Origin of the sequence: Vibrio sp. McD22-P3 (genome assembly GCF_021568915.1) — a bacterium.
Taxonomy (GTDB): domain Bacteria; phylum Pseudomonadota; class Gammaproteobacteria; order Enterobacterales; family Vibrionaceae; genus Vibrio; species Vibrio mediterranei.
On record NZ_JAKGTN010000013.1, the window covers coordinates 69,167 to 90,883 of the forward strand.

At 43.1% G+C, this 21,717-nt stretch carries 24 protein-coding genes and 1 riboswitch; of the genes, 14 read left to right on the forward strand and 10 right to left on the reverse strand.

Annotation, left to right across the window (positions count from 1 at the left end; all coding sequences use genetic code 11):
- Window positions 1-116: 116 nt before the first annotated feature.
- The gene (locus tag L2W36_RS16160; protein ID WP_236110604.1) at window positions 117-1,484 is read right to left on the reverse strand and encodes an alanine/glycine:cation symporter family protein; all 1,368 of its coding nucleotides are present in this window, start codon (window positions 1,482-1,484) and stop codon (window positions 117-119) included.
- A 145-nt stretch (window positions 1,485-1,629) separates the two neighbouring features.
- A riboswitch (glycine riboswitch) is annotated at window positions 1,630-1,729 on the reverse strand.
- A gap of 389 nt (window positions 1,730-2,118) precedes the next feature.
- On the opposite strand from L2W36_RS16160, the gene L2W36_RS16165 reads away from it, so the two are divergent.
- The 4 genes from L2W36_RS16165 to L2W36_RS16180 all read left to right on the forward strand — a co-directional run bounded on the left by L2W36_RS16165 (window position 2,119) and on the right by L2W36_RS16180 (window position 4,629).
- Window positions 2,119-2,277: a hypothetical protein gene (locus L2W36_RS16165; RefSeq protein WP_006072438.1), complete on the forward strand. Its 159-nt coding sequence runs from the start codon at window positions 2,119-2,121 to the stop codon at window positions 2,275-2,277.
- Between the two features lie 29 nt (window positions 2,278-2,306).
- Complete coding sequence (locus tag L2W36_RS16170) at window positions 2,307-3,050, forward strand: chromosome partitioning protein ParA (protein ID WP_236110605.1); 744 nt, start codon at window positions 2,307-2,309, stop codon at window positions 3,048-3,050.
- 162 nt (window positions 3,051-3,212) lie between these two features.
- Window positions 3,213-3,596: a DUF4156 domain-containing protein gene (locus tag L2W36_RS16175; RefSeq protein WP_236110607.1), complete on the forward strand. Its 384-nt coding sequence runs from the start codon at window positions 3,213-3,215 to the stop codon at window positions 3,594-3,596.
- Window positions 3,597-3,768: 172 nt separating this feature from the next.
- Entirely contained in the window at window positions 3,769-4,629 is an 861-nt protein-coding gene (locus tag L2W36_RS16180; protein WP_236110609.1) for a DNA ligase, read from the forward strand.
- A gap of 3 nt (window positions 4,630-4,632) precedes the next feature.
- On the opposite strand, the gene L2W36_RS16185 is transcribed toward L2W36_RS16180, so the two are convergent.
- Together L2W36_RS16185 and L2W36_RS16190 are read right to left on the reverse strand one after the other, a co-directional pair.
- Entirely contained in the window at window positions 4,633-5,697 is a 1,065-nt protein-coding gene (locus tag L2W36_RS16185; protein ID WP_236110611.1) for a DUF3080 family protein, read from the reverse strand.
- 90 nt (window positions 5,698-5,787) lie between these two features.
- Window positions 5,788-7,158, reverse strand: a complete 1,371-nt coding sequence (locus L2W36_RS16190; protein WP_107306899.1) for an MATE family efflux transporter — start codon at window positions 7,156-7,158, stop codon at window positions 5,788-5,790.
- A 178-nt stretch (window positions 7,159-7,336) separates the two neighbouring features.
- Between L2W36_RS16190 and L2W36_RS16195 the strand changes: the two genes are divergently transcribed.
- A complete protein-coding gene (locus L2W36_RS16195; protein WP_031494003.1) occupies window positions 7,337-7,693 on the forward strand; it encodes a VOC family protein in 357 nt (118 codons plus the stop codon).
- 77 nt (window positions 7,694-7,770) lie between these two features.
- On the opposite strand, the gene purT is transcribed toward L2W36_RS16195, so the two are convergent.
- From purT to sbcB, 5 genes are all read right to left on the reverse strand, one after another.
- Entirely contained in the window at window positions 7,771-8,946 is a 1,176-nt protein-coding gene (purT, locus tag L2W36_RS16200; RefSeq protein WP_236110612.1) for a formate-dependent phosphoribosylglycinamide formyltransferase, read from the reverse strand.
- Between the two features lie 157 nt (window positions 8,947-9,103).
- Entirely contained in the window at window positions 9,104-9,991 is an 888-nt protein-coding gene (gene cdd, locus L2W36_RS16205; RefSeq protein ID WP_236110613.1) for a cytidine deaminase, read from the reverse strand.
- Between the two features lie 176 nt (window positions 9,992-10,167).
- Window positions 10,168-10,854 carry a CidB/LrgB family autolysis modulator gene (locus L2W36_RS16210; RefSeq protein WP_006072457.1) on the reverse strand — a complete coding sequence of 229 codons (687 nt, stop codon included), beginning with the start codon at window positions 10,852-10,854 and terminating at the stop codon, window positions 10,168-10,170.
- Window position 10,855: 1 nt separating this feature from the next.
- Window positions 10,856-11,221 carry a CidA/LrgA family protein gene (locus L2W36_RS16215; protein WP_006072459.1) on the reverse strand — a complete coding sequence of 122 codons (366 nt, stop codon included), beginning with the start codon at window positions 11,219-11,221 and terminating at the stop codon, window positions 10,856-10,858.
- A 98-nt stretch (window positions 11,222-11,319) separates the two neighbouring features.
- A complete protein-coding gene (gene sbcB / locus L2W36_RS16220) occupies window positions 11,320-12,741 on the reverse strand; it encodes an exodeoxyribonuclease I (RefSeq protein ID WP_236110615.1) in 1,422 nt (473 codons plus the stop codon).
- Between the two features lie 282 nt (window positions 12,742-13,023).
- Here sbcB and L2W36_RS16225 point away from each other — a divergent pair, with 282 nt between their 5' ends.
- The 9 genes from L2W36_RS16225 to L2W36_RS16265 all read left to right on the forward strand — a co-directional run bounded on the left by L2W36_RS16225 (window position 13,024) and on the right by L2W36_RS16265 (window position 20,655).
- Window positions 13,024-14,397 (forward strand): Na+/H+ antiporter NhaC family protein, encoded by a 1,374-nt coding sequence (locus L2W36_RS16225; protein ID WP_236110616.1) that lies wholly within the window; start codon window positions 13,024-13,026, stop codon window positions 14,395-14,397.
- Window positions 14,398-14,687: 290 nt separating this feature from the next.
- On the forward strand, window positions 14,688-15,281 hold the full coding sequence (locus L2W36_RS16230) for a GNAT family N-acetyltransferase (RefSeq protein WP_006072464.1): 594 nt from the start codon (window positions 14,688-14,690) through the stop codon (window positions 15,279-15,281).
- 428 nt (window positions 15,282-15,709) lie between these two features.
- A complete protein-coding gene (locus tag L2W36_RS16235) occupies window positions 15,710-16,345 on the forward strand; it encodes an alternative oxidase (RefSeq protein ID WP_236110617.1) in 636 nt (211 codons plus the stop codon).
- A 171-nt stretch (window positions 16,346-16,516) separates the two neighbouring features.
- Window positions 16,517-17,110 (forward strand): DJ-1/PfpI family protein, encoded by a 594-nt coding sequence (locus L2W36_RS16240; protein ID WP_236110618.1) that lies wholly within the window; start codon window positions 16,517-16,519, stop codon window positions 17,108-17,110.
- Window positions 17,107-17,610, forward strand: a complete 504-nt coding sequence (locus L2W36_RS16245) for a GNAT family N-acetyltransferase (protein WP_236110619.1) — start codon at window positions 17,107-17,109, stop codon at window positions 17,608-17,610. Before L2W36_RS16240 ends, L2W36_RS16245 begins: the two co-directional genes overlap by 4 nt.
- Before the next feature lie 40 nt (window positions 17,611-17,650).
- Window positions 17,651-18,325 carry a YoaK family protein gene (locus tag L2W36_RS16250; RefSeq protein WP_038222344.1) on the forward strand — a complete coding sequence of 225 codons (675 nt, stop codon included), beginning with the start codon at window positions 17,651-17,653 and terminating at the stop codon, window positions 18,323-18,325.
- Window positions 18,326-18,334: 9 nt separating this feature from the next.
- Window positions 18,335-18,712, forward strand: a complete 378-nt coding sequence (locus tag L2W36_RS16255) for a VOC family protein (protein ID WP_236110620.1) — start codon at window positions 18,335-18,337, stop codon at window positions 18,710-18,712.
- Window positions 18,713-18,730: 18 nt separating this feature from the next.
- Window positions 18,731-19,525, forward strand: a complete 795-nt coding sequence (locus L2W36_RS16260; protein WP_236110621.1) for a PhzF family phenazine biosynthesis protein — start codon at window positions 18,731-18,733, stop codon at window positions 19,523-19,525.
- A gap of 98 nt (window positions 19,526-19,623) precedes the next feature.
- Window positions 19,624-20,655 carry a hypothetical protein gene (locus L2W36_RS16265; protein WP_236110622.1) on the forward strand — a complete coding sequence of 344 codons (1,032 nt, stop codon included), beginning with the start codon at window positions 19,624-19,626 and terminating at the stop codon, window positions 20,653-20,655.
- Between the two features lie 41 nt (window positions 20,656-20,696).
- Here L2W36_RS16265 and L2W36_RS16270 read toward each other — a convergent pair whose 3' ends face one another.
- Together L2W36_RS16270 and L2W36_RS16275 are read right to left on the reverse strand one after the other, a co-directional pair.
- The gene (locus tag L2W36_RS16270; RefSeq protein ID WP_006071408.1) at window positions 20,697-21,176 is read right to left on the reverse strand and encodes a hypothetical protein; all 480 of its coding nucleotides are present in this window, start codon (window positions 21,174-21,176) and stop codon (window positions 20,697-20,699) included.
- Between the two features lie 36 nt (window positions 21,177-21,212).
- The gene (locus tag L2W36_RS16275) at window positions 21,213-21,716 is read right to left on the reverse strand and encodes a hypothetical protein (protein ID WP_031496530.1); all 504 of its coding nucleotides are present in this window, start codon (window positions 21,714-21,716) and stop codon (window positions 21,213-21,215) included.
- Window position 21,717 lies beyond the last annotated feature (1 nt).

The window sequence follows — 21,717 nt, forward strand, 5'->3', positions numbered from 1 at the left end:
ACTCAATTAAACGGCGCAACCGATGCGGCACTAGATAGCGTTGCTGACATAATGTTTATGTAAAAAGAAAGGTCTGATTAAACATCAGACCTTTTCTAATTTAAGAGTTGATGACTCTATGCAATAACAGCCTCACGCTTGTCTTTAGAGGTCGAAGCAAAGTAGAGTTTAGTCTCTTCAATAACGACATTTCTGAGCAACACCAATCCAATTAGGTTAGGCACCGCCATTAAGCCATTCACGATGTCGGCAATAATCCAAATCATATCTAGGTGCAAGAAAGCGCCAGACGCGACCAAACCAACGAAGATGATCTTATAAGGTAATACCGCCTTGGTACCCATGAGGAATACAACGCAACGTTCACCATAGTAATTCCAGCCAAGAATAGTGGTAAACGCGAAGAATATCAGTCCGATCGATACCAGTAGAGGACCGAGAGTATCCGAATTTAGACCGACAGCAAAAGCATGAGTGGTCATAGCTGCGCCAGAAAAATCACTTTGCCACGCACCAGTTAAAATCAATGCAAGGCCTGTCATGGTACAGATAATGATTGTGTCGATGAACGTACCCGTCATAGAGATAAGGCCTTGGCGAACACAGCTATCAGTTTTAGCCGCCGCCGCCGCCATTGGCGCACTGCCTAGACCACTCTCGTTAGAGAATACACCACGAGCAATACCGGATTGAATTGCCAGCATTATGCTGGCCCCAACGAAGCCCCCTGTTGCCGCTGTGCTAGTAAATGCAGACACTACGACAAGTTGAATTGCGGCACCTAGTTGTTCGGCGTTCATGACTATAACGCTCGAGCAGGCTAGTACATAAAACACCGCCATGGTCGGTACGACTTTACCTGCCACATTAGCAATAGACTTGATACCGCCTAAGGTTACAAAGGCAACAAGAAGAGTAAGAACCGAAGCGGAGATCTCGCGAGAGATACCGAAAGAAATGTGGCTTGCATCCAGAATAGCGTTGACTTGCGGAAAGGTACCAATACCAAAACAAGCTACACCAAGAGCAAAGACAGCAAACATCGTGGCTAGGAACTTAGAACCGACACCATCGCGCAGATAGTACATAGGTCCGCCAAGCATCTGTCCTTTATCGTCTACTTTGCGATATTTAACGGCGAGCAAGCATTCGGCATACTTAGTAGCCATACCAAACAGCGCCGCTAACCACATCCAGAATAAAGCACCTGGGCCGCCTAGCTTAATTGCAGTTGCAACGCCTACGATGTTACCAGTCCCTATTGTCGCTGATAAAGCGGTACACAATGCAGCGAAGCTAGAAACATCACCATTACTGGATTTGTCTTTGCTGAATACGAGCTTGAGCGCGGTTGGAAGATGTCTAAATTGAAGTAAGCCAAGTCTAAACGTGAAGTATACGCCAGTACCAACAAGCAAAATGAGTAATGGTGGTCCCCATACAAAAGAGTCGATAGCTTGTAGTAAAGATTGAAGGTCGTTCATGATTTCCCCTTAATAAAACAAAACTTAAGGAGAAGAGAGAAGGGCAGTAATCCACAGACCGAAAATGATCTGAGTTCATTACCACTCAGTATTGACCGTAAACGGTTGTTCGTTACAGTAGAAATATGAGTTGTTCAATGGTGCTATTCTCTCCTCTGTCCTTTTGCCTGAGAGTTTCACTCATTACATGAAATGAGCTTGCTCCTTCGGCGACCGATTTAACGGTTCTCTCCAGAGGTTCCTCCAACTACAGTCCTCACTTTATCCTTATCTAAGATAAGCTCTGATTTCTCAGAATAAAGCACCTGAAAGATTTACTTCTTCGGCGGGTCATACTAACCAAATGTTAATGCAAGGTTAATAAACCACTCTCCTGCAGTCTTCAACGGAACAAATATCTAGTGACTAGATAATCTGTGACGGCAATCCTATCGTAAATAAAAAACGATGTCATGAATAATTTTACAATTTATTTGAGCCAAAATAGGGCGTAGATCGTTCCATTTGGTATATTTGAACATGTTTCTGACTTTAGAATTGAAGTTGTACGCTAAAGTGATGAGTAGTACAGTTAACTCTCTGGAAATTCACTACTTTTGCTTAAAATGTAGCCGTTAGTGCAAAGGAGATGTTTATGACTCGATTGATTGCAATTGCGTTTCTAGTGGCTCTGGCCTTTTTACTGTTTCGATATAGAACCAATGAGAAGGTACAGAAAGGTGTGGTGATTACGGTGCTGTCTGCGTTTGTTATTTATACAGCAACCTTGGTCATATCTGAGTTAATTCGATAAACCTATGAACAACTTTTAAAGAGGTTAGAGTGGATAAACAACCTGAAAATCAGCCGGTCGAAAATGATGATGTCGTCGTCATCGAACAGAAAGATACCCGTGCGAGGTTGTATATTGGCATCGCCGTGGTGCTGGGTTTAGCAGCTGGTGGTCTTATTGGCTCGGCAGTCACGCAAAATGACTGGCAGCAGCGATATAAAGAGCTCGATACCCAATACCAGCAAGCACTAGTCAAAACTCAAACTCAACAATCTAACTTGGATGAAAAACTTGCTTTAGCCGAGTCAGAGTCACAATTAAAGTTGCGCAAAGTGGTGGAAGAGAAAGTGGAACAACATCAGCAACAAGTAGATGCTTTGAATGAGCAGATTTCCAAACTTGAAGCCGATAACCAGCAACTCGAAAACCAGTTGAGTGCTCAAGGTAAGAAACTAGCGCAGCAGAAAAAACAGAATGTTCAACTGGAACGTAAAACGGATATCCAAAGTTCGATGTTCGAACAGTCTCAAGAGCTATTTAAGCGAGAAGCAGAACTGAAAGCTGAAGTGGCTAAGTTGGAACAAGAAAAATCGCAGCTGACTCCAAACTTGAAACGCTGGAAGAAGGATTGTGATCTATTCCTGGAAGGCACATCTTGGGATGCAAAGTCAGATTCATGTGACCGTTATGATTCTGCCACAGCACGTATTAGCCAGATCGAGCAGATGTTGAAAGTGCATAATATGGATCTCAACCATATTGCGACGTTGAAAAGCGAACTCGGAATTCAATAACACTCAAGGATTGGCAAAGTAGAAATATCTAAAAATACTTTGCCGATTAATCTCCTCCGTGAATTATGAAGTGAATTTCATTCACACTCTGATTCTTTGATTCATCAATCTAATTGTAATATGTGGGCTTCATAAGAATCGTATCTTTAGATTGGTGAATCAATGAAAAACTCCACATTATTACTAGTCATTACTTTAATGGTTGGTTGCTCTGCGAAACCCGTTAACCAAGAGGCTAAATCGGTCAGAATTGTCGATTCCGCACCAGCGAATTGCTTGTACTTAGGTGAAGTCGATGGAACGCAAGGCAATTGGTTTACCGCCGACTTTACAAGTGACAGAAACATTCTAGTTGGTGCAAGGAACCAACTGAAAAACGAAGCGCATAAACTAGGAGCAAATGTCGTTGTACTACAAAAGAGTGTAGATAACAGTAACGAGGGTTTGTACGCTTATGCCGGCGAAAATTCGTTTCGTATGTCTAGCAGTAAAGGAACCTACAGTAGTACGTTAATTGGCGAGGCTTATTTCTGCGCGGAACAATGATATTTTTCTCGATAAGAAACTATTCTATCGAGTCACTTCAAACCCAATTGTAATTGATATATCCCTTGCTGCTAGATCCTTCAAATTAGCTCGACTTTGCATGGAAATAATCGAACTAAAATACTGTTGTTCTCTAGAATAACGTTAATTTTAACGCCTAAAGAACAGTAGAATGAACAGAGCAAATTATTGGCCCTATATTATCTCAATATCGATATTATCAACGGATGGTTTTGCGAAAGGAGTCGCCTACCTGGACACTAAACCTAGCGTCGTTAACGCCACGAACTACGATCAAAACCTGAATCTAAGCGAGTACTATGTTAGCGAGAAGCTGGACGGTATTCGTGCTATTTGGACGGGAGAGCAGTTAGTGACGCGTTCCGGACGAGTGATTAACGCTCCAGATTGGTTTATACATTCGCTCCCCTCCATCATGGTCGAAGGAGAGTTATGGGCGGGAAGACAGCAGTTCTCAAAAGTCCAAAATACAGTACTTGACCTAATCCCTGATAATGAAGCTTGGCAAAAAATCCGTTTTAAATTGTTTGACGCGCCTGGGCATTTAGGAACATTTGAACAACGTTATGAATTTCTTAAACGTTACTGTCAAACTGTTGCTATGAGACATATTCAATGTGTAGAGCAGCGTACGGTTTCAAGCCACAAAGAACTCGATGACTATTTAGAACAGATAACCGTGGACAATGCTGAAGGGCTGATGCTTAAGTTGAAACATGAGGTCTACCATCCGGGAAGAAACCATTCCCTTGTTAAAGTTAAAACCGTACAGGATATGGAAGGCCTTGTGGTTGGCTACAAAGAGGGGAAAGGCAAGTATCAAGGCAAAATGGGCGCATTACTTATCGAACTCAGTGACGGCGCACGATTTTATGTCGGTAGCGGATTTAGCGATATAGAACGTACTAATCCTCCAAAGATCGGAACCATGATTACTTTTAAGCACAACGGTTGGACAGTCAATGGATTGCCACGCTTTGCTCGATTTTTCCGAATTCGCGACCCAGAGTAGCCATTACGGTTGTCTTATCTCCGTCAGGGTTTTACCACAGCGCTTAAACAACAATTTCCAATAGAATACATGCTGCTGATTTGCCGTTTTGAACTCATCATAAATGCGGTCGAGTCGATAAATCGACGCCTTATCTTGCTGGACCTTATCCAAAACGTGCTTTATAAACACCACTTCGCGAGAAATGGCTTGATATTCACTGCTGAGAAACGAGAGGTAAGGCTGAATATCGGTGATGAACAGATTGTTGAAGACATTAACTAAATAGTTAAAGCGGGTAGTATCTCTATTAGCCCCACATAGAATTTTATAATCGTACTTCTGTAATTGTTGAGTGACTACCGTCAGCCACTTTGTACTCGCTTGCAGAGAGTAGGCGAGATTTCCGATGAGTTTCGTTTTCTCTAATGTTTCTTGGTACGGTGTAATAGGCGGAGGTAAGGTTAAGGTATGGCTTCCTTCGGTTTGTGTGATAATGTAAGCGGCAATACTATTGAATGTCTTTAACGCAGAATGCAATTGAGCCGCTTGACTACTTATCCCTTCATCTAACCACTGATTACCAGATAGCTGAGCGCGCATAGCATGACTGGTAAAAATAAGATTTGAAAAGTAACTGGGAAGATAACGGTATTTAGTGGCCAGAATGTCTTCAAGCTGAGCTTTCACACTTTGCTCTATTTTGTCGGATAACAAGCATCGTTCGATCCCGTCGATTAATGCTATCTGATAGTCAAAATCACGAAACTGGTCCTGGACTTTACCTAAAACAGAATTACGTTCAGCTATTAGTTCAAAGAGATGGCATTTTCTGAGCTGATAGCTGTCGACGATACCTAAGGTAGTGCGTGGAATATCGATAGTAGTTTCGCGTTGGCTAGGAAGGGTGATTAAAGCGTTGTCAGGGCTAGGTAATGCGTCGCTGTCTTGAACCGAGGCAATTCTCGACAAATAGTCTTCGAAACGGCTCTCCGCTCCCTTCTGTTCAAGACATCCCGTCAAGGCGCTTATAATAAAAACAAACGCCAAGATTACTTTAGATGATGGAGGTATGGTTAGTGCTTTCAAAGTTTTCTGCGCGTTAAACTACGTATCTAGGTATTACGTAAGCCTAGTCCATCTTTGATCACCCTTAATGAACTTATCGACGTTCTAAAGCTAGCGGCTCGCGTATTCGAGTTGTAACTCATCGTTTTGACGGTGCATCCATAGCAGTCGGATAGTGAGCATGATAGCGGCACTTGATAGACCAGCAATAAAGCCAATCCAGAAACCAACAATTCCCATTGGCTCGATAATTAAATCGGTCATTCCGAGAACGTAGCCTAACGGTAATCCAATTAGCCAATAGGCGATAAATGTACGATTAAAAATGGCTTTCATGTCTTTATAGCCACGCAATGCGCCCGCTGCAACAACTTGGATTGCGTCTGTACATTGATAGATGGCTGCAAAAATCAACAGGTGCATTGCAAGCGCTACTACTTCTACATTGTCGGTATAAAGGTGAACGATTTGTTGCTTAAAGATCAACGTACAGATTGCGGTGAAAATAGCGGCGCCAAGGCCCACTCCGAGGCCGACACGACAAGCAATGACTGCTCCAGCTGTATCAGTTTCACCCAGTTTATGTCCAACGCGGATACTGACTGCTGCACCGATACTCATTGGGATCATAAAGACCAAAGATGAAAAGTTCATTGCCACTTGATGCGACGCCACGACAAGTGAGCCAAGTGGCGCGACAAGCAATGAGACCACTGCAAAAAGAGATACTTCAAAAAAGATTGCAGCAGCGATAGGAAAGCCAAGCTTAAATAAACGAACCTGTGCTTTACGTTCTGGTTTATGCCAAGTTTTGAAAAGTTCAATGTGCTTGAGACGCTCAGTAGTGACGGCATAAAACAACATCATAAAGAACATGATCCAATAGACGATTGTGGTCGCAACGCCACATCCAACGCCGCCTAAAGCTGGAGCACCAAATTTCCCGTAAACGAAGATCCAGTTAAGTGGGATATTGATCAGTAAGCCAATAAAACCAATAACCATAGCGGGCTTTGTCAGCGACATTCCGTCTGTGTAACTACGTAGTGCTTGGAACAACAGGAAAGCAGGGACAGCGAAAATAACCGCGTAAATGTAGCCTACGGTTTTGTCGGCCATGATGGTTTCGACACTCATTAAATCGAGTATGGCTTCTATTTGTAATAGGACTAACACGATTGGAACACTAATAAGCAGAGCCATGATGAAACCTTGATGGATTTCATAAGGGATCTGCTTTTGCTTTCCAGCGCCATTGAGTTGTGCAACAACGGGTACCAAGGCCATCAACAGACCTATACCGAAAAGAATAGAAGGAAGCCAAACACTGGCGGCAATGGAAACCGCCGCCATATCAACGGCACTCACACCACCTGCCATAATAGTGTCGACAAACCCCATACCGGTTTGAGCAATTGAGGCAATGAGAACGGGGGAGGCAAGTTTGATGAGATTTTTAGCTTCAGTCTGATAGCGTTGCACGTAAGATTCCATGTTTTATAAATAACCATGATGAATGATAAAGAAGTTTGTCATTTCGCACCATAATTTATTGTCTCTGTGGTCAGATAATTGTTTGTTTTGGAAACAAACGTTTACTCACAATTATTATAGTGAACGTGTTTTATGATTGAATTATCAGAGCGGCAAGGATGAATTGATGAGTACACACGATAAATTGGATTATGTTGAGTTTGCAGCGGCCGATATTTCCGCGACAAAAGCGTTTTTTGAAGCGGCATTTGGTTGGACGTTTGAGGATTATGGACCTGATTATACAGCCTTTTCAAACCAAGGACTTAACGGCGGATTTTATCGCGCAGAGTTAAGTTCAAAAGCTCAACAGGGTGGGGCGTTGCTGGTTTTCTACAGCGCGGCGATTTCCGAAACACTGGAGCGGGTGAAACAAAATGGTGGCTGTATAGTACGGGATATTTTCGACTTTCCGGGTGGTTGCCGCTTTCATTTCAGCGAGCCAAGTGGCAACGAGTTTGCTGTTTGGTCTGAATCTAGATAATAAGCACTAAATACGCCAATGGGCTCTAGCATTCTGTTGGAGCCCATTGGTTATTCCATTACGTAAAAGCGCTCGTGTTAGTAGATAACTTTTACTTTTTTAGCGCACTCGACAGCCTCATCGATTGCTGTCTCTAGAGATCTACGCTTAGTAAGTACAACGCCTAAACGACGACGGCCATCAATATCTGGTTTTCCAAAGAGGCGGATTTGAGTTTGTGGAAGACTTAAAGCTTCATCAAGGCCTTGGTAACGGATATCGTTAGAGGTGCCTTGGCCGAGAACAACAGCGGAAGCTGCAGGACCGTATTGGGTGATGCCGTTAATTGGTAGGCCGGTAAAAGCACGCACGTGTAATGCAAACTCCGACATGTCTTGAGAAATCAGTGTGACTAGACCTGTATCATGTGGGCGAGGTGATACTTCATTGAAAATAACTTTATCGCCCTTAACAAACAGTTCTACACCAAAAAGACCATAGCCACCCAGCGCGTTAACCACTTGCTCCGCCGTATATTCTGCCGCTTTTATTGCATTAGCTGACATCGCCTGAGGCTGCCAAGATTCGCGGTAATCACCATCCTCTTGACGGTGACCCACAGGAGCACAAAAGTGAACGCCATCAACAGCGCGTACGGTCAATAACGTAATTTCATAATCGAAATCGATAAAGCCTTCAACAATGACTCGACCTGCGCCAGTTCGGCCACCTTCTTGAGCATAGGTCCAGGCTTTCTCAATGTCGGATTCTGACTTGATGACACTTTGTCCTTTACCAGAAGAACTCATGACTGGTTTCACTACACATGGTACACCGACATTTTCTACAGCCACTTTAAAGTCTTCGTAGCTGTCTGCAAATTGGTAAGGAGAGGTGTTCAGGCCGAGTTCTTCAGCCGCCAGTCTACGGATACCTTCACGATTCATGGTTAGCTTGGTTGCATTCGCAGTAGGAACAACGTTTAAGCCTTTACTTTCTAACTCGACTAGCTTGTCCGTTGCAATGGCTTCGATTTCCGGTACTACGTAAGCGGGTTGTTCTTTATTGATAATGGCTTCTAGTGCTTCGCCGTCCAACATATCGAGAACATAACTTCTGTGAGCAACTTGCATTGCAGGGGCGTCAGCATATCGGTCACAAGCGATGACTTCTAAGCCTAGTCGTTGGCATTCAATGGCAACTTCTTTACCTAATTCACCAGAGCCTAAAAGTAAAACACGTGTAGCATTTTCACGAGTAGCAGTACCAAACATAGAGTGTCCTTGAGCATTCATGAGGAAGAATTTCGGGGGATCATACTGGATTATTTCAGGAAAGCAAACGTTTGCGCGAGATTTTATTATCAGTATAAATTTTGGCCTAAAAAAGCCCCGCATGAGCGAGGCTAAACGATATCAGGGAGTTGCAGCGCTAAATTGAGACGTATTCTAATTGGATATCTGGGTCAATGGCCTCAAGTGTTGCTTGAGTGTCTGCAAGGTGACTGATTTTACCTTTGGACACTTCAGCCAGCGCTACTAGTTGAATGTCTTCAAAGTTTTGACCAGCTAGAAGCAACTGAACAAACGCTACCTGTAATGGTGGAAGGCTAGGATTAAATGCTGCGTTCTCAGCATATGCCCCTTGGTAGACAGAGCCATCTTTCATTGCGATAGCAACACCACTTAGATTTTGAGTATAAGGTGAATGACTGCGATTTAACGCTTCTACTGCAGATACGACGAGCGCATTGGTTTCGTCAGTAGATAAAGCGTGAGCTAATGGGCTCATTAACCCTTCGGTAATACCAAGATCTTTAGGTCCAAAGGACTCTGGTAAATATTCTTGTAGCGTCATTGCATCGCGCTGTGGCAATTGAATAACTAGCTTGTCCGCAGTGGTCAGCTCGTTCATAAATTGGCGGCAGTGACCACAAGGACTAAAGTTAATCGTGATATCTTTAAGTCCAGTTTCACCCTTCATCCAAGCGTGGCTGATAGCGGATTGCTCTGCGTGAACTGTTTGACCAAGTTGTGCCCCAATGATCTCCATGTTTGCGCCGAAGTACAGTTTGCCTGATGTCCCACGTGCAATTGCGCCAACAAAAAACTCAGAGATAGGTGCATATGAATAGGCTGCGGCTAAAGGCAGCAAGGCGACGCGAAGCTCATCATCTTCTAGGCCAGAAAGAACAAGCAGTTGTTCAAACTGCTCTTGCGATAGCGTTGCATCGAATTCTGGCTTATTAATGATAGGTTTTAGATAGTTAACGATCTGCTCTGGCATATCTGCAAGCGCTGACTCAAAACGATCTGTCATGCTGTGTCCTTTATTTTTTGCGGTTTACTGACATTCTATGCAAGTTAGCCAGAAATAAGGGTGATGGTGATCACAAATAAAAATGCAATGAATGCAATGTTTCAGCAATAAGAGTGATGTCACACAATTTGTAGCCAGTAAACGACGAGTTTTACTGGCTATACAGTCCTGAAGTGTTAAGCAATAACAGTCCCAAACCAGAGGGAGAATGCGAACATAGACGGGGCAAGAATGGAGGTGATAACGCCACAAACAACGAGAGCAAGTGAGCTGAATGCCGCGTCTCTAGGATCTTTCTCTGCGCAAGTGGCTGTGCCAAGAGCGTGAGATACCGTGCCCATGGTTAATCCTTTTGCAATGGGATGCGTGACACCGAGTAAGTTGTAAATTGGGTACGCTAATATCGCACCAAATAATCCGACGAGTAACACTAGAATGGCTGCAATGGCCGGCTCCCCACCTAAATGGCTTGAAACTTCCATTGCGATAGGCGTGGTGACCGATTTACCCAACAAACTAGCGATGAGTTGCATGTCGGCGCCTAACCATACAGCGAGCATTGAAGCCGTGAACATGGAAGCAACACTGCCAACACCACATGCTAACGCGATTATTCTCCAATTAGCACGTATTTGCGGGAGTTGCTCATAGAGCGGATAGGCAAGTGCAACCACTGCGGGTTGTAGCAGATAGCTGATCCACTCGTTGTCCGCGTAATACGTGTCAAACGGCACTTTAAGGTACGTGAGTAAAGGAATCATAATCGCAATACTGAGGAGTAGCGGATTAAACAGTGGATTCTTTACTTTCTGAGAAATAAAACGGGCAACAAAGAAAACGACGATAGTAACTAGCAGCCACATATTAGCTATCTCCCTTCTTTAAGAATCGATCAAGGAAGACGGAGAGTGCGGTCAGAACAATAAGTGTACCGCCAATAGCACCGGCTAAGATCGGCAGAGCGTTAGCAATCAACATATCGAAATGGTTCATTAACCCGACACTAATGGGAACGAACAACAAAATCATATAACGAATGAACACGTGAGCACCCGGTTGAACGAGTTTAACCGGGATAACTCCGCCCGCCATCGCCGCAAATAACAGTAACATGCCAAATATACTGCCAGGCACGGACACATCGAGTAAATGTTGGATGGTATTTCCGATAAATAGGGCAACGAAAATAATAGCGAACGATAGTATATAGTGAAGCGCGGTTTTGAGCATGGCTTCCTCTTAGTATAAAAAGTAACGACTCTCCTTAAGTGCAGCCAAAAGAATGAATCCTGAGGTTTAGCTGCACGGTCACTACATGGCTGGAGAAGTTAAGAAACGAGACGCTCCACGTAGCGGTAGACGGATTTTAGTATGGCGAGTTTCTTCTCGTCAGACTCATGTTCGTGAACTAAGTTTTCCATATTTAGCATATAGCTTTCAATACGACTTTCGAAAAACTCACGACAATGGTTTGCCCAGCGAGCTTGTTCCGTTTCATCAAGGCTCCATGGGAAATTGCGTGCACGGTAACTGAATAGCAGCGGTTCAATACGAGGATCACTAAAACTAATGTCTAATGCAGATAGATTGTTTGGGTCCGTTTCGCGAATAATATCCATCGCGCTCTTGTCTGCTGGCGAGAAAAAGCCGCTGTAGAGCTGAGTATCTACGTCGCCATCATTCTCAAACTCGCGCTCAATACTATAAAGTCCGATCAGTTTTTCACGGATCTCTGGATGTTGTTTGATTAGGGCTAGGTTCTTCAAACACTGCTCTCTGTCAATGCCAATGGACTCTGCATTTTCCGCTGTGAGCGTTTTGGCTGGCGCGAGAATAGGGCACTTGTTGAGATGAATAAGTTTAAGCGGGACAGGTTTCTCGTCCGGTGCGAGTTCATCATGTCGGGTGTATAGGCGCTGATGTAATGCATCAACATCTAAATCTAATAGTGGTTGTGGGTCTTTGGCCAGATCAGCAACGATAACCGCATTTTGATTGGTTGGGTGCCACGCGATAGGTACTACCCAACTGGTATATTGGCACTCTTTACCTAACATTCCAGATACATGCATCAAGGGTGTCATGTTCACGATATCGACGAGTTCGTTTAGTTTTCGCTTTTGACGCATCGAATAAAAGTAGTCAAACAGTTTTGGTTGCGCGGCCTTTACTTTTTTGGCTAGTTCTATCGTTGCAATAACGTCTGCCATGGCATCGTGAGCATTTTCGTGTTCGATACCATTAGCAACAGAGAGATGTTCAAGTTTAAAACTGGTAAACCCTTCGTCATTCTCCGGCCATTCAATTCCTTCAGGGCGGAGTGCGTGGCATGCGCGCATAACATCCAATAAATCCCAACGTGAGTTACCGTTCTGCCAACTCCATGCGTAAGGATCGATGAAGTTACGATAACAGGTATAACGAGTTACCTCATCGTCAAAGCGAATGCTGTTGTAACCAAGGCTTGTTGTGTTTGGTGTGGCTAGTTCGTGATGAATCTTAGCAATGAACTCTGGTTCTGAGAGCCCTTTCTCCTGACAAAGTTGTGGTGTGATACCTGTGATTAATGCTGCTTCGGGAGAAGGTAAGTAGTCCGATGGTGGCTGGCAGTAAATAACCAATGGCTCACCAATGATATTAAAGTTCTCATCCGTCCGTACACCCGCAAACTGACAAGGTCTGTCCTTAGCAGGGCTCACTCCCCATGTTTCATAATCGAAAAAGAAATAAGTGGGTTGGTGTTGGGACATTAGAAATGGTTCCTTAAATCATAGACTAAGCATGATGAAATGATGCTTGAATAACTCTTATTAGACCACCCGAGAGAGTGTATGGCAACGAACATTGAGCATTCTCAGCGGTATTATCCACGTGATGCGGGTGTTTTATTTCTTTCAGTATTTACCTCGCTTTCGTTTAGCTGTTTTATCATACAGTGGAATAGTGCATGGACATTTGGACGTCTAGACGTTGACATGTCTTAATGGCGGCATTATGCTGCACGCCTTCCTGTTATTGCTGCCACTTTTGATATGACCAAAACGAATAAAAACAACCAATCTATTGTTCCTTCACCTATAGCACTGCTTCCTCTTGTGCTATTCCTGACATTATTTATAGGTGTAGGGACCTATTTATCCTTACAAGGTGTAGATTTCGCGTTTTATCAACTTCCTGCGCCAATTGCTGCATTACCAGCGGTGTTTTTGGCGATCGTTTTAAGTAAAGAAACACTCAACAACGCTATTGAGCAGTTTATTAAAGGTGTGGGGCATCAGGATATCATTGCCATGTGCATGATTTATTTGTTAGCGGGTGCGTTTGCTGCCGTAGCGAAAGCCTCTGGAGGTGTTGATGCGACAGTGAATCTCGGGTTATCAGCCATTCCAACAAGCATGATTCTTCCTGGTATATTCCTTATTTCAGCTTTCATTGCGACTGCAATGGGGACATCAATGGGTACTATAGCTGCCGTTGCCCCTGTTGCACTCGGTATTGCAGAATCTGCGGGCATGAGCGTTCCACTGACTGCGGGTGTCGTACTAAGTGGCGCTATGTTTGGTGATAACTTATCTATTATTTCCGACACAACCATAGCTGCGACACGTTCGCAAGGGTGTGAAATGAAAGATAAATTTAAAGAAAATATACGTATTGCTATTCCTGCAGCGTTTATTGCTTTAGTGATTTTCGCATTGAATAGTTCTGCGACTCAGTTACCGGAAACTGGAGACATTGAGTGGTTTAAAGTCATGCCTTACATTGCGATTTTGGTATTGGCCGTCTCTGGATTAAACGTATTTGTTGTTTTAACCGTAGGTATTCTGCTAGCGGGTACGGTAAGTTTGACCTCTGTTGAGGGCTACCAACTGACAAGCTTTGCTCAAGATATCTATGCTGGCTTTGGCAACATGCAAGAAATCTTCTTATTGTCTATGTTAATTGGTGGGCTGAGTGAGCTAATGCGTCGTCAAGGCGGTTTAGCATTTCTAACGCAAGTTATTACTAAAGTGATTCGTAAGTTTGGGTCAACGCATTCAACGCAAGCAAACAGAAAGGCGAGTGAGTTCGGTATTGCAGGCTTAGTCTCTCTGGTAAATTTGTGTACGGCAAACAATACCGTAGCCATTATCGTCTCTGGTAGCGTGGCTCGAGAATTAGCTCAAGAAAACAAAGTAACCGCACGACGCTCAGCAAGCCTACTTGATATCTATTCATGTGTAATTCAAGGAATACTGCCTTATGGTGCTCAAGTGTTACTGCTTGGCTCCGTGTTCCAATTATCGCCTTTAGAAGTGGTTTCCAACTCCTATTACTGCTTCGCATTAGCATTATCAGCGGTAGTAGCGATCGTGTTAAAACCACGCGCGAAGCAAGAAACATTTTGCGAAGAGAGACACGTATAGCAACCTTATAGTTGAAAGGCTAAACCGCCAATTTTGATAATAAGTAAGGCTTCATTATATGGAGCCTTTGCTTTATTGGCGGAACTCACAATCTCCAAACCTGTCCAAATACCGTCAGATAAAACGCCTCTATTTGCAGGTTATGCTGCTTTATTAATCGATATGTTATTAACTATCGTAGAATATTGACTTTGCTTTAAAGTGCTGTTTTATTGAAGGAAGAAGGCAAGCAAATGTGCGTGTGTTTCTTTTCTTACGATCTCGATTTAAATCCGCCATGAGGAAGTAGCATGTCTGAATTACAAATTATCAAAGCCGATTACTCTGCAGTACCAGATCTATGTAACATGTTTCTAGATGCCTACGCTGATAATGAAGCGATGCAAGCAGCATTACGCCAAGACGAGGTGGCTGACTTCGCACATGATTGTTACTGGCGTTGGGCGGTTGGCGAGTGGGGGTTAGCCGGTGGTGAAGTGTACACCACTCCTGAGCGCGATGGTTGCGTTATTATGCGCTCACCAGGCAAGCACCAGCCGGATGTGATGCAAAAAATGGAGATTCTATCCATTGTTACGCGCATGATGGGCTCGTGCAAAATTGAATTGGCAAAAGAAGTCTGCGAACAAATGCTAGCAGTGCCACCGTTGCAAGATTGCTATTGGTTGTGGGGTCTAGGGGTATCACCGAAAGCTGGCGGAAAAGGTCTGGCTAGTGCGTTAATCAAAACCGTCACTGACCAAGCAGATGCGGCAGGCAAACCAACCTATGTCGTGGCATCTAGTGAGAAAGTTGTGAAGACTTTTGAACGTCGAGGCTTTGAAGTACTGTCTAAGAGTGAAAATTTCCCATACTGGTTCATGCTTCGACCTGCTCAAAGCTAAAAACAGTTCTCAATAAAGAGCCTTGGTTAAACCGAGGCTCTTTTTTGCACCTATCCTCAAACGTATAATCATCCACGTTTTTCAATCCTCCTCGCAATGATCTGATGCCCTTTATCTTGTTCAGGGGAACAAATTCAGCCGTGACGCAATTGTGTAACTGCCTGTGTCTGCTAGACAGTGTCTTTCGCTTAATTATTCTTAGATAGCCAGTATTCCCCCTACGATTCAACTTTTTCAATAAAAGTGATGATTGAATTTAAGCTCCTGATTTAACGAAACTATTATCTATTTCAATGGCTTTTTTCTTATGATCTTGTCTTAATAACCCTATAAAAACTCAACTATTATTGGTGTTATTCAAAAATAGTTGAATGAATGGCGTTAAGTATGTATGTTGTTTGTAGATTAATCATATGGAGAGATCAGTAATGGTAGAATTCAAATTGACGCACAAGAAAGCTGAACGTGTTTCAGAAAAAGTCGCTCTTTCTGTCACTAAGTTGCTGAAGTATGTACTCAACCTTTTTTACGGCAAAAAATACGATAAAAGGGCAGTTATTCTGGAAACTATCGCCGCCGTACCTGGAATGGTAGCGGGTATGTTCAATCACTTAAAAGCGCTTAGGCGTATGAGAGACGATGAAGGTTGGATCCGAGAGCTTTTAGACGAGGCTGAAAATGAGCGAATGCACTTAATGATTTTTCTAGATATTGCCAAACCCAGTTGGTTGGAGAGGCTCATAGTTCTACTGGGTCAGGGCGTGTTTATTGTTGTTTACTCGATTATCTATTTACTCTCTTCCAAAGTTGCACATCGAGTTGTAGGTTATTTTGAAGAAGAAGCCTGTAAAAGCTATACAGAATACCTAGAGAAGATAGACGAAGGGTACATAGAGAACATACCGGCTCCCAAAATTGCGATCGATTATTACCAGTTAGCGGACGATGCACAGTTGCGTGATGTTGTTTTAAGAATCAGGCAGGATGAAGCCGGTCACAGAGATAGAAACCACGGGTTTGCTGATGCTTATGAACGTAAAGATTTGCCTTCGCATCTTGCCTAACCAATAAAAAAGACGCATCGGCGTCTTTTTTATTTAGAACAACGATTTCATTTGTTGTGAGTGAGATGCCTTTGACGTTATCCAATACTTATGGTTTGGGTTACAAAGGTTGAAATAATCTTTGTAACTCAATACTGTAGGTAACAGTATCTTAACAGAATGGAGGCTGTGATGAATGTTGGAATCTATGTGTATCGTGATGTAGAGGTATTAGACTTTGCTGGGCCTTTTGAAGTCTTTTCTACGGCGAATCGGTTTCTGAACGAAGAAGACAAATGGTCAGTTAGCCTTCTATCTCAAACACAAGGTACCGTCTTAGCAAGAGGTGGTCTTAAAATCCAATCCGACTACTCCATCTACAGTCATCCGGCAATTGATGTACTGATTGTCCCCGGTGGGGTTCATATCCAAGAGATGGAAAACACTCGCGTATTAGATTGGGCGAGAGAGACAGCAGCTAACTCTACGCTTGTGGCTTCTGTGTGTACAGGCGCATTTTTGCTGGCGAAATCGGGTGTCCTTTCTAACCAAACTGTCACGACTCACTGGGAAGATCAAAATGAACTACAACACCTGTTTCCGGAGTTAACCATTATCAATGATACACGTTGGGTAGATTGTGGTGACATTGTCACATCAGCTGGTATTTCTGCTGGGATTGATATGAGCTTGAGGCTGGTTGAAAAATTGCGCGGACGCGACATCGCACTTAAAACAGCAAAACAGATGGAGTTTGATTGGTGTGAACATGGGGTTACTTTATGAGCATTGCTGTAAGACGTTTAACCCATCCAATATCGGAAAATGTGTTAGCACTAGCTGTGTCAGATGAACAGTTGCCTTTTGTGGGTGTAGTATCCGATATTATTCAGAGCAGTTTAGGTTACCCCAAGGAGAGTCAATGGGTAATCTATTCGGGCGAGACTCCTGCAGGTTTTTTCCTACTTGATGAGGCATACCAAGTTACATTAGGAACTACGTTGGAGAATGCTACTGGTCTTCGCGCTTTTTTTATCGATTCGCGGTTTCAGGGTAGAGGTCTCGCTAAGATGTGTTTAAAGCTTTTAGTCAAAGAGTTTAACTCTTGGTTGGGCACTGAACACAATGACCTATATTTGACTGTTAACTGTAGAAACAAGGCGGCGTATCAACTTTATTTAGCAGTAGGGTTTATTGATACGAAAGAACTATATCTGGGTGGTCAAGCTGGTCCTCAACACATTATGTGCTTTAAATCAAAGACAACAGATGAAATGGGGCTATGATGCTGCCTTCTGAATTATGTTGTTGAGATAGGTGATTGCTGTGATATCTAAGTTACCTCGTTGGATTGAGTCGGGTGCGTTTGTTCTCTCTTTACTAGCAGGGACAGTGAATGCTGTGGGGCTTATGGGGTTTCAACATCAGGCGATCTCACATTTATCTGGTACTGCAACTCTACTAGGTACTCAACTGATTCACGATTGGTCTCTTGCTGGTCATATGTTCGCAATTATCGTTAGCTTCTTAGTAGGGTCTGCGATTTCTGGTTTATTTATTTCAAATGTGTCGCTAAAACTCGGTCGTCAATACGAGTGGCTTCTTTGCATTGAAAGTCTATTTTTGCTGATCGCCACTTATTTACTACTCAATGGTTCTCAAAGTGGAACCTACTTTGCTTCAGCTGCATGTGGGTTGCAAAACGCCTTGGCAACCACGTTTAGTGGAGCGGTAGTTAGAACGACTCATGTCACTGGTATCGTTACTGATTTGGGAATCATGATTGGTTCGACGTTAAGAGGCGAGACATTTGATAAACGAAAAGCCAAGTTGTTTGTCACCATATTAACGGGGTTTATCGTTGGCGGTATAGTGGGTGCTCTGTTATATCGGAATTTAGCGTTTATGGCGCTCGTTGTCCCTGCGGCAGCATGCCTAGTTTTAGCGTTAGTGTACCGAATTTATCGCAAGAGAATCGCTTATACCAATCGAGCAAGTTAGAGGGAATTTATGAACATTCAATCGATTGATCATCTCGTACTCACAGTTGTTGATTTACAATTATCTGTGGAGTTTTATGAAACGCTAGGAATGAGATATGAAACATTTGGTGATAATCGGCATGCGCTTCATTTTGGTTCTCAGAAGATCAATCTGCATATTAAGGGACAAGAGATAGAACCTAAAGCAACCTTTGCAGTGCCGGGAAGTGAAGACTTGTGTTTTGTAATAGACACTCCGGTTGGACAAGCAAAACAGATACTCATTTCTAAAGGTATTGACGTATTCACAGAGCCTGTCAATCGCACAGGCGCTACGGGGAGCATATTGTCAATCTACCTGCGCGATCCAGACGGTAATCTTATCGAACTTTGTAATTATCAATAGTCAACTCTAAGGAAAATCATGACCACGCAATGGATTGTCGATGCTTTTACCACACAGCCATTCAAGGGCAACAGTGCAGCTGTTATCCTCGTTGAGGAGTACCCTGACGATGAATGGATGCTTAACGTTGCAGCAGAAAACAACTTATCTGAAACCGCTTATCTTAAACGTCTTGATCACAACCACTACTATATTCGATGGTGTTCTCCAATCACTGAAATTGATTTCTGTGGCCATGCCACATTGGCGTCCGCTTTTGTACTGTTCAATGAGTTGTCTCACACTGGCGAAATTCGTTTTTCTACCAACGATGTCGGTGACCTAACCGTGGTACAAGGAGCTTGTGAGCGAATAGAGATGACGTTTCCCATTCTTATGCCTTGTGAAATAGACGAGGTTCCAGAAGCGCTTGTTCGAGGACTATCTATAGAACCATCTAAGGTGCTACGAAGTAAGCAAGCATATTTCGCTATTTACGAGTCAAAACAACATGTTGTCTCTTTAACAACGCAAAATGAGCCACTAAAAACACTTGCTCCTTATGATGTAGTCGCGACAGCTCCAGGTTCCGACGATCAATATGATTTTGTTTCTCGCTATTTTTGGCCAGCGAATGGCGGTGATGAAGACCCCGTCACAGGCTCGATTCATGCGGGTTTGATGCCATATTGGGCTGAACGACTCGGCAAATCAAAACTCACGGCCTTACAAGCTTCTAAAAGAAGTGGGATCTTGTATGGTGAGGTGCTTCAGGACAGTGTCTGTATTTCTGGTAATGCCGTATTATTTGCGAAGTCCACTCTGAACGTTTAGAGTCACGCACCAATTTGACGACTAATGAAATCCACTTATAGGCTTAGAAGTGGGACGCGTAGTCAGTTATTTATCCCAGTAGTAGAAGAGTCAAACGAATGAAGCTTTCAAAAAGAGAAGGTCGTGTTGTTGACAGTGCGATAGAGCAATGGCTTGAACAAGGCACTATCAACCAAGAAGAACATGACAAACTGAAAAACAGCTATCAAGTCGCCAGTGTCGATTGGTCACTTATTGCTAAGTACTCATTTTGGATTGCAATTGTTTGCATCGTTTTATCGGTACTTTCCGTGTTGCTCGATGAATGGCTGATTAAACTACTGGATGAGATATTCTCTGCACCTGACATAGCGAAGAGTGGATTTTTCGCCGTAATATCAGCGGGCTTTTACTTTATTGGCGTAAGACGAAAATCGAAGACTCCGGACAAAGCCTTTAGCAATGAGGCCTTATTTGTACTGGGTATTGTCAGTACTGCTGTGTCGATTTATTTTCTAGGGCAGGTTATTCAAACCAATAGTTTAACCAAGTTAATCCTGCTTGCCTCGCTAGTGTATGGCGTTTTGGGATTGTGGATTCCGTCGCATATTGTTTGGTTGTGTGCGTTACTGTCATTTGGTACTTGGCTTGGTTTTGAAACCTATCAACTAAGCGACGAAGGTTATTTTCTTGGACTTAATTTCCCATTCCGTTATGTGCTTTATGGTTTAGTACTGATAGTAACAAGTACGTTGGCAGTAAAACGTTGGCCATCTAAAGAAGATTTCGCCATCACTACTCGTGCTTTGGGGCTATTTGTGTTCTTTATATCGATGTGGTTAATGTCGGTGTTTGGTAATTATGCGGACTTTAGTGTGTGGAGTAATGTCACTCAGTTCTCTTTGCTACATTGGTCGATACTATTACTTATTGCGTCTGTTGTAGCTGTGTATCACGGAATGAAGTTTGATGATGAACTTACGCGTGGCTTCGGGCTCATTTTCATCTTCATTAATCTGTACACGCGCTTTATAGAGTACTTCTGGGAAGGTACACATAAAGCGGTATTTTTTGCTATTTTGGCAACAAGCTTTTGGTTCTTTGGGACTCGTGCTGAAAAGATATACCGCCTTGGACGTGCAAAAGAGTAATCTGCTTCGTTAAACTCATTTAACAATAGTTTTGGGAGCGTTTATCTTACGCATAAGCTCTCCCAATCGAGTCTCATCATATGCTCACCCGCTGGTGCCATCGACTCGTCGATATCCACTCTTGCTCTTATTTCGATGATTTGATCTGGGTTTAACTGATCCTTTTCGATTTGAATACCATTACGCCAATAGTTGATATCGCCCTCATAACGCTGAGGAACATCAATTTGAAATCGAAACTTCTCAGATGGTAGGCTCGATTCTAAACCTCCAAAGTCAGCATTTTTTAAACGCAGAATTACACTACCGTGAGGGATGTTATGAACCAAACGCAGTCGAATCTCACGTAAATCGTAATCTTCGCCAAATGACAGTTCTCCCTCTGCATCAATGACTTCAATTCCACAGCGTGCTGGGATGTCTGCACGGAATCTTAATTGAGCATCGTTGTTTTCTGCCAAACATGTCGTTGATAGTAGTAACAGAGCTAGAACCCAACAATTAGTGACCAATCTGAACATAGATAAATTCCAATAGATGCTTGCTAAGCCGACTCATTAAGCGCAAATCGTGACCCATTCGGTTTTTATTGTCAGGTCATCTTTGGCAACTGTATCTTCCTCAGAAAGAGAAACTCTGGCTCGGATTTCTAGCTTACGCTCATTACCAAGTTCATGACGTGTAAAGGTTTTACCTACCATCCAAGCAAGAGCACTGCCTTCCTTTTCACCGCTACCTGTTACTTTAAAATGGAAAAAGCTGTACTCTAGATTCCTTAGATAATCGTCTTGGTCATACTCTAAGTCGTCTAGTCTGAGTAACACTCGGCCATTTTGACGGTTATCGATAATCTGAATTTGAGCTGCGTCCGCTAGATAACTATCTCCAAATGCCAAATCACCTTTATCTTTGAGCACTTCCAAACCACACTGTGCTTCAATGGATGCTTTAAACTCTATTTCTGCATCGTTATCCATTAGCGAAAAGTTGTTATTTGCATACACTGCATGATTAGTGATAACAAGCATACCTGCGACTAGTAGAGCGGTAGATGTGCGCATA